The sequence below is a fragment of the Alkalihalobacterium sp. TH-98 genome, from assembly GCF_057473385.1.
This window is the reverse complement of the sequence record NZ_JBYCKM010000011.1, coordinates 49672-57278: the sequence shown is the minus strand read 5'-3', so window position 1 is coordinate 57278 and position 7607 is coordinate 49672. Positions and strand designations below refer to the sequence as shown.

The following is a 7607-nucleotide window of genomic DNA, read 5'->3' as shown; positions in this document are numbered from 1 at the left end:
TTGTCACAAACGTGACGTTTTTAAAACATTGACGAGATATCATGTATCTCATTTATTTCGCTTGGCTTTTTGTTCAGTTTTCAAAGAACTTTTTTTGCATGTCGTTTGTTAGCGACAAGATTTATTATATCATAGTAATTAATTCTGCGCAACATCTTTTTTTGAAAAGTTGTGAATGCAACAATTACTAAGTTAAATCCTCTCTAACCTTCGCTGATAGCGACAAGGAATATAATATCATAATATAATTATCATCGCAAGTGCTTTTAAAAAAAAGTTATCAGCATCATTTTGCTTCAACTAAACTTAAAAACACACTGTTTAATGACGACATAAAATAATATATCACATTATAAAATTCTGCGCAACTACTTAAATTAATAATTTCTTTTGTGCGGCAGATTTATAAATTTATCATAGAAGAAAGAAAAAAACAAGCTGTTATTGTGACTTTAATAATGAAGTTCTAGCTTACGTAGTTTCTTGAATACGATTTATTAAACCATACCATCTTATCTAAATGTACTATTACAGACGTTTAGATCGTCTGACTTGTTAGAACAAAATAAAAACGTCGACCTTTTTTCAAATCAGCGCTCCGGTTAATATAATAACATTCAACCTTATTTTTTAAAATTTCCTTTCATTAAATTAGAAATTTGTTGCTCATCTGTATTTGATATTTGTTCGAGTTGGTTGATCACCAGCTCTTGTCGCTGTATGGAATGGTTTTGACTTAGCTTAGCTTTTCCTTCTATTTGATTAATTTTAATTTTTAAACCTTGAACTCCCTTGTTCATGCCAGCGATAAGGTCTGGATCTACATCTTGTAATCGATATGAGCTGTTAAAATATATAATAAGGTGATAACTATACTCAGGGTTATTAAGCTATTTAAAAAGAAGGATAGGAAGGCCGTTTTATCTGCTTTAACTATCCTTTTTTTGTGTTACATGCTATTTGTTTGAAATAGTAAAGAAATATTTCCTTAACCACTGTAATCATTTACAATATGTTTTTTATTCTCGCCAAAAACTTGTATATTCTGCTTTATCTTGAATATTAAATTCAATCATTTTCTTAAGTAATTCGTAATTTACCGGTTTGTTCCATGGAATTCGAAACAAGCCTGCAGTAGCACTGTAACCAGCTTGTGCAATGTCATCAGCAAAGTGCGTAATGCCTGCTTCTTCGGGTGAAATACTCATATGTTTCTTCGCTATGGAAAACCCGATGATATATGTGCCGTGATCCGAAAACATTGGCGTATTCCACTTGATTTGTGGTTCTAAATTTGGAAATTTATTTGCAACCCACGACAAAACTTCCTCTGTTCGTTCCCGGTGATCAAGATTATCAATACCTGCTAAATACTCTGCAAAAACGTCCATATTCTTCTCTCCTAAAAAAATGAAATGATTCATCCAAGATCTCATTTCTTAATATTAATAAAACTCTATGCTTGTAATAGATCCACTGTTACTTGTCCCTTTTGTCCTCCCAAAGCTTTATACGCTCTTCATGACTAACCTCTTTATGCACTTGATGCAGCAACCATATATAACCAAAGGGATCCATAAAAATGGCGTTCGAAACTCCGTAATCAGCAATCTCTGTCACCGGTTGCACCTCTGTACACCCTAAATCCATTGCCTTAGTATAAGTCTTCTCAATATCTGGTACAGTCACATTAACCCAACTCGTTTTAGGGTCGTCAGGATTGGGTGCAATCAAATGGAATTGCGGGTTTTCATCTAACATATGCATCCGAAAGCCATATAGGGTAAAAACTACTTCATTTTCGCCACGAGGAAAGTTGGAAACCTCCACACGCTCGATCTCAAATATTTTTTCGTATAACTCCAATGCTTTTAAGCTGTCTTTCACAACCATATTAAGTTCTACTCCAACCATAATGCGCAACTCCTTTTACAATTAAAAAATATTCGTTCCCTCAGAATTTCGTCAGTTTTTTCAATTTAATTATACTAAACTCGCTATGATTACACGAATAACTATGGTATTCGTGTTTTAAATACTTTTTGAGGGTATAGCTTAATATTGGATCAGAACTGCGCTTTATGCACCCATTTCTTCCTCATTCTGGAAATATTGGATCAGAACCGCGCTTTATGAACCCATTTCTTCCTCATTTTGGAAATAATGGATCAGAACTTCGCTTTATGAACCCATTTCTTCCTCATTCTGGAAATATCGGATTAGAACCGCGCTTTACGAACCCGTTTCTTCCTTATTCTAGAAATATCGGATCAGAACCGCACTTTATGAGCCCGTTTGTTCCTCATTCTGGAAATATCGGATTAGAACCGCTCTTTATGAACCTGCTTCTTCCTTATTCTAGAAATATCGGATCAGAACCACTCTTTGTGAACCCATTTCTTCCTCATTCTGGAAACACTAGATCAGAACTTCGCTTGATGAGCCCATTTCTTCCTCAAATAACTCCGTTACCCTTGTGGTTGTAGTATTACGACTTTATCTGTTTTAACAGTGACATCACCAGTTATCATGCACATAATTTAATAAATTTTGGCAATTCTAAAAGAAGACTTGCTTACTTTTTTATAGAAAGCGCGGAATGTGATATGTCTAGCATCCTGTTGATTTTTTTACTACAAATTATATTAGTCCCCATATTATCTCTACGGATCATTTTTGTTGTTAAAAATATGAGTGTGTTTGCTTCTATCTTTGGATTTATGGAAGCATTAATTTATGTGTTTGGGCTATCAATCGTCCTCAGCGGTGAGCAAAGTGTTGCAGAGATGCTTGTTTATGCCTTAGGATTTGCAGCGGGTATTTATTTAGGCGGCTATATTGAAAATAAATTGGCTTTAGGCTATACCACCCTAACCGTTAACCTACTGAACAAAAATATGGAGCTCGTGTCAACACTCCGGGAGAATGGGTTCGGCGTGACGGTATTTGAAGGCATGGGAAAAGACAGTGTCAGGTATCAGCTACAGATTTTAACCAAAAGAAGCGTAGAAGCAAAACTAATGAATATGATCGAACAATTTGAACCGCATGCTTTTATTATATCTTATGAGCCACGTAAATTTAAGGGCGGCTACTTATTGAAAGGGATGAAAAAGGCGAGTAAAAGAGATACGATGTGAAGTGAAAGAGATACGATATGAAGTGCAAAAGCACATCCCCTGTATCACATCAATATCTTTAATCCCATAATGTCACTAAAAAAGGAACAACGTCTTGTTGAAAACCCATCCTTACAAAGTCATTTTATAGGAAGTACTTATGAAACCCAAAAAGCTTGGAATAATAACCTCTGTAAACGATGGGAGGTGTACATATGACAAAACGTAATAATAAAGGCGGCAGCAAAAACCAAAGTGCTCCGGAAAGACACGGAAAACTAGACACTGAATTTGGCCATGAGATTGGCGACAACAATAAAGGTAAGGAATACAACTCTAGACGTGGTAGTAAATCTCAATTAAAGCATCCAAATAATCATTAAAAATGGACTGTCCTTTGCGAATAGCTATTATTCATGAAGGACAGCTCCGAACTCTTACCATAGATTAGCTTTGACCATTACTGGTTTCAAACGATCGTTTTGACTTATCCTGACAGAGAGGTTCTTATTTGTGAAAAATTCAATGGTTTGACAGGGTTAGGAGGACTGAGAGGCCCTTATCTGTGAAAATATCAATGATTTGTCAAGGTTAGAGGACTGAGAGGCCCTTATCTAGCAAAATATCTATGAAATACCCTTAATTAATAGGAAATAAGGGCTTCTGAGTCCCCTAATGACTGAAAGTGCTTGTTTTTAGGTGAAATAAGGGCCTCTGAGTCCACTAAAATAAAGTGAAACATTTTCAAGAGGGTTTTCTTCATCTGCCCTACTGAAAATTAGTTAAACCAACTGGGTGGTTACAGCGGCCCACACGATGTGAGTCACACAGACGTTGCCACATAGACATGGCTACGTCTGTGTTCACTCGCATCCCACTTTAAGCCTTTTTGCTTCCTCAAAGGCTTAAAGTCGGTTTTTTTGCGCCGGATAACTGGGATAAATCAAAGATATCCAAGTGTTTAATTATTGCTCTAAACCATGTCTTTGTTCCACCGCTTTCTTTCTCGATTGGGACAGATAATAGATGAATTCACTAAATAAGGCAGCTAAGATCCCCATTAGTAATCCATTTGAAACAAGTGGCTGAGCGAGTACTGGTATTTCTGTAAATGCCTCAGCTGGGAGGTTCATAATGGACATCCCTAACAATGCCGGAAAGGCAATGCGATAAATCGTTTTTGATGTGAATTGCAAACCTTCAATATTTCTCAGTGCAGACCGAAACAACTGCAAATAAGCGACAAACAAAATCGTATTTCCTACACTATGAGGAATCGTCGAAAAGAACGCGCTTAATGCCGGAATAGCGCCAATGATGATAAATAGGACTGAACCGATGAAAAATGGTAATCGCTCTTTAATTCCGGTTGATTGTAAAAAACCGAGTGAAGAGGCATAAGGTGCATAAGGAACAAGTCCTAACATCCCTGAAACTGACGTATAGCCGCCAGACAGCATGAGAGACGCGCGATACTGCCTCGGCTGAGTCTCCCTCTCATAAATATCTTCCGCCCCTTTTAAAGTCGCGATCGTATTCGTTGTATTCAGTAAACCAGTGATCACAACAGTCAGGATAATCCCCCATTCAAAACTCGGTTGCCCCCACGGAAACCACGTAAGAAAAGGTGTTGTTTTTACAGAACTGACAGTTTCATGCTGCAAGAGGAAAACCGCGCCAATCCAACCGATCGCCATTCCGATTAGTAAAGAAAGATTACTGATGGCACCCTTCCCTTTAACATTTAGAAAAATCGTAATCGCTGCGATCACAAAAGAAAAGCTAGCGACACGAACATCAATATACTCACTCTCATTTAATCCTAGCATTCCTTTTAAAAAGATATAAATTAATTGATTGGCAAGCAATAATAAAAAAACGAACATTACAACTGGCGTGAACCATTTTTTCAACAACTCACCAAGCCCTAACGCCCCTAAAATCGAGACGATCAGACCTGAAATAATAGCTCCAACAGCGATACTCCCTCCGATTGTCGTCAACTCGACATTTAATGTACTAGCCGTTGCAGCAAGACTTAAAATCACCCCCCACCATAATCCAGATTGTCCCTCCATTAAAGCATACCGGTGCCCGATCAACCCTTGCAAAATACAAGCAATACCGGTAAAAATAAACGAACGTTGGATAGCAGAGACAATTTCAATTTGCTCTAAGTCAAATGCAACTCCAATGGAAATTGGTATCACTACTGTATTAGCAAACATAAAAAATAACCATTGAAAACCACCTAAGAAGGCAATACTAATCGGTAACTTATTCACTACCTGACATCCTTTCACCACGAAATAAAACATAAATTCCTAGCATAATACCAAATATTTGTAATTTCGTCTATACTAGTTAGAAGATTAATAGTTTAAACGGCTGTCCCAGTCAAACAAATCCTTCTTGAAAAGAGAACCATTCAAACAATCCCTAGTGAAAAGCGTCGGAATCACTAAAAAAAGTAACTACTAGGAGATAGTTACTTCAGAATAAGAAATAGAACCCCACAAATACAAATAAATCTTTGTTCGTAGTAATCAGTGGCTTATTAGCTTCATTTCGACTATCCTACCATCCTCTTTACTCACTAATCTTTTCAGCCGGTAAACATTCGTTATACCGTAAAAAGCTATTGATTTTTCCTATTTAACTCTTCTAGTAGTTCAATTATTTTCTTATTTTGTTTGGTCTGTTCTTGTAAATACCCAATCACGGTCCCGATCCCAATAATAATAATGATCATAAATAACCACATAACGATCCCCTTTTCTATAGCACTGCCTATTGCCGCCAAGTTCGTAAAACTCTAATTCTCGAAACAAGCTATTTTATTGTTCGACTTGCGTTTTTATTCAATTACAGGAGAGTGCTCCATAGATTAATAGCGATTTATACTTATTTTAACATAAATACCATTTTATATAGGAGGGTTTTCTTAGCAAAGCTTTCCTTAGAATAGCTTAGAAGGTTGCTCGTTTCAAGGATCCTTTTGACTTCTACAGATTGAGTGGATCTATTTTTGGCAGGATCTATAGTGTGACACGGTTAGAGGACTGACAGGCCCTTATTTGTGAAAAAATCAATGATTTAACAGACTCAGAGGACTGAGAGGCCCTTATCTAGCAAAATATCTAGGAAATCTCCTTGATTAATAGGAAATAAGGGCTTCTGAGTCCGCTAATGACTAAAAGTGCTCATTTTTAGGTGAAATAAGGGCCTCTCAGTCCCCTAAAATAAAGTGAAATTTTTTCAGTGGGAGTTTTCTTCATATTAGTCGAACCAATCGGGTGGTTACAGCGACCCACACGATGTGGGGCACATAGACGTAGCTACAGACGTTGCACCCTAAGCCTTTGTTCAACCTTCTCCCACGTAGCCTTTTTTGCTACTCAAAGGCTTGAAGTGAAGTTTTGGCCCCAGTTAAACGCTCATCCCCTATTTTCACAAGATTAATGGACTCATTCAACTTCCTTCCCGTCAATATTTGGGTAACATTCACAATTTTTTCACACGTATATTTACTTGGAGCATAGCATTTCGATTATGGTTAATATAGAAAGCAAGGAATTTAGGTGTTTTTTAGAAACCGGGTTAACCGTAGCAATAGGGTTTTGTACTTGGAGAGGGGCAGTTATTCATGTTCAAGGTATTCCAAACGGAAAGAATGGAAGAGATTTCAAAAGTATCATCTACATATAAAAAAGAATATTTTACTGAGGAAAAAATAGCGGATTTGCCTGAACCGATCAAAAAGTATTTATATACGACGGGATATATCAATCAGCCGATGATGTACAATGCGGACGTCTTCTGGAAACAAAGTTTTATCAAATTAAACCCAGACAAACCCTGGCAGCCACTTGAAACTAAGCAGTTTAATTCGATTGATCCTCTCGCTCGGATCGCTTATATGAAATTTTTAACGATGCCAGTGTCTGGGAGGGATATTTATCGAAATGGACAAGGAGAGATGAAAGGAAAACTTTTTCATCTTTTTACAATTATTAATGGAAAAGGCAGAGAGGTCTCTCAATCCTCTTTAATTACAGTGTTTTGCGAATTTCTTTTTATACCTGCTTACATATTTGGACCTTACGTTTCTTGGGAACAGATGGATGAGAGGACAGTTAAGGCACAACTCAAAGATGGAGAATTCAAGGTTTCCGGCTTATTTCATTTTGATCAGGAAGGATTGTTTTCTCGATTTGAAACGGATGACAGGTATTACGATATGGGTAAAGGCCAATATGAAAAAACGAAATTTTCAGCGATTGTTGATAGCTATCAGCTTGTAGATGAGCTAAAAATACCTAAGGATGTGAGAATCGTTTGGCATTTGCCAGACGGTGACTATGAATACTACAAAGGGACAATTGATAGGATTGTGTTTAATGTAGAAGTGTAATGTTGTTTTAAGTGGAGCCAAATTATTAGGCTTTGGGTACGCAAGAGAGTTGAAGCAATTTACGATGACACAAA

At 37.0% G+C, this 7607-nt stretch carries 8 protein-coding genes and 1 pseudogene; 4 read left to right on the top strand and 5 right to left on the bottom strand.

Annotated features, from left to right (window positions below):
• Nucleotides 1–623 precede the first annotated feature (623 nt).
• From AC2VNP_RS05660 to AC2VNP_RS05650, 3 genes and pseudogenes are all read right to left on the bottom strand, one after another.
• Nucleotides 624–848, bottom strand: a pseudogene (locus AC2VNP_RS05660) (FMN-binding negative transcriptional regulator); the annotation flags it as partial.
• A 171-nt stretch (nucleotides 849–1019) separates the two neighbouring features.
• Nucleotides 1020–1391 (bottom strand): iron chaperone, encoded by a 372-nt coding sequence (locus AC2VNP_RS05655; RefSeq protein ID WP_486916417.1) that lies wholly within the window; start codon nucleotides 1389–1391, stop codon nucleotides 1020–1022.
• Between the two features lie 88 nt (nucleotides 1392–1479).
• The gene (locus tag AC2VNP_RS05650; protein ID WP_486916416.1) at nucleotides 1480–1914 is read right to left on the bottom strand and encodes a VOC family protein; all 435 of its coding nucleotides are present in this window, start codon (nucleotides 1912–1914) and stop codon (nucleotides 1480–1482) included.
• Nucleotides 1915–2081: 167 nt separating this feature from the next.
• On the opposite strand from AC2VNP_RS05650, the gene AC2VNP_RS05645 reads away from it, so the two are divergent.
• The 3 genes from AC2VNP_RS05645 (at nucleotide 2082) to AC2VNP_RS05635 (ending at nucleotide 3502) form a co-directional block, all read left to right on the top strand.
• Nucleotides 2082–2486 (top strand): hypothetical protein, encoded by a 405-nt coding sequence (locus AC2VNP_RS05645; RefSeq protein WP_486916415.1) that lies wholly within the window; start codon nucleotides 2082–2084, stop codon nucleotides 2484–2486.
• Between the two features lie 120 nt (nucleotides 2487–2606).
• Nucleotides 2607–3140, top strand: coding sequence for a DUF2179 domain-containing protein (locus AC2VNP_RS05640; RefSeq protein ID WP_486916414.1), 534 nt, complete (start codon nucleotides 2607–2609; stop codon nucleotides 3138–3140).
• 194 nt (nucleotides 3141–3334) lie between these two features.
• Nucleotides 3335–3502 (top strand): imidazoleglycerol-phosphate dehydratase, encoded by a 168-nt coding sequence (locus AC2VNP_RS05635; protein ID WP_418201703.1) that lies wholly within the window; start codon nucleotides 3335–3337, stop codon nucleotides 3500–3502.
• Between the two features lie 582 nt (nucleotides 3503–4084).
• On the opposite strand, the gene AC2VNP_RS05630 is transcribed toward AC2VNP_RS05635, so the two are convergent.
• A complete protein-coding gene (locus AC2VNP_RS05630) occupies nucleotides 4085–5404 on the bottom strand; it encodes a uracil/xanthine transporter (protein WP_486916413.1) in 1320 nt (439 codons plus the stop codon).
• Nucleotides 5405–5757: 353 nt separating this feature from the next.
• On the bottom strand, nucleotides 5758–5883 hold the full coding sequence (locus tag AC2VNP_RS05625) for a hypothetical protein (protein ID WP_486916412.1): 126 nt from the start codon (nucleotides 5881–5883) through the stop codon (nucleotides 5758–5760).
• A gap of 882 nt (nucleotides 5884–6765) precedes the next feature.
• Between AC2VNP_RS05625 and AC2VNP_RS05620 the strand changes: the two genes are divergently transcribed.
• The gene (locus AC2VNP_RS05620; RefSeq protein WP_486916411.1) at nucleotides 6766–7533 is read left to right on the top strand and encodes a DUF6544 family protein; all 768 of its coding nucleotides are present in this window, start codon (nucleotides 6766–6768) and stop codon (nucleotides 7531–7533) included.
• Nucleotides 7534–7607: the final 74 nt, after the last annotated feature.

Bases quoted from the DNA above. Each gene is read 5' to 3' on its own strand.
- AC2VNP_RS05655 (WP_486916417.1), bottom strand. From the start codon at position 1,391: ATGGACGTTTTTGCAGAGTATTTAGCAGGTATTGATAATCTTGATCAC.
- AC2VNP_RS05650 (WP_486916416.1), bottom strand. From the start codon at position 1,914: ATGGTTGGAGTAGAACTTAATATGGTTGTGAAAGACAGCTTAAAAGCA.
- AC2VNP_RS05645 (WP_486916415.1), top strand. From the start codon at position 2,082: ATGCACCCATTTCTTCCTCATTCTGGAAATATTGGATCAGAACCGCGC.
- AC2VNP_RS05640 (WP_486916414.1), top strand. From the start codon at position 2,607: ATGTCTAGCATCCTGTTGATTTTTTTACTACAAATTATATTAGTCCCC.
- AC2VNP_RS05635 (WP_418201703.1), top strand. From the start codon at position 3,335: ATGACAAAACGTAATAATAAAGGCGGCAGCAAAAACCAAAGTGCTCCG.
- AC2VNP_RS05625 (WP_486916412.1), bottom strand. From the start codon at position 5,883: ATGTGGTTATTTATGATCATTATTATTATTGGGATCGGGACCGTGATT.
- AC2VNP_RS05620 (WP_486916411.1), top strand. From the start codon at position 6,766: ATGTTCAAGGTATTCCAAACGGAAAGAATGGAAGAGATTTCAAAAGTA.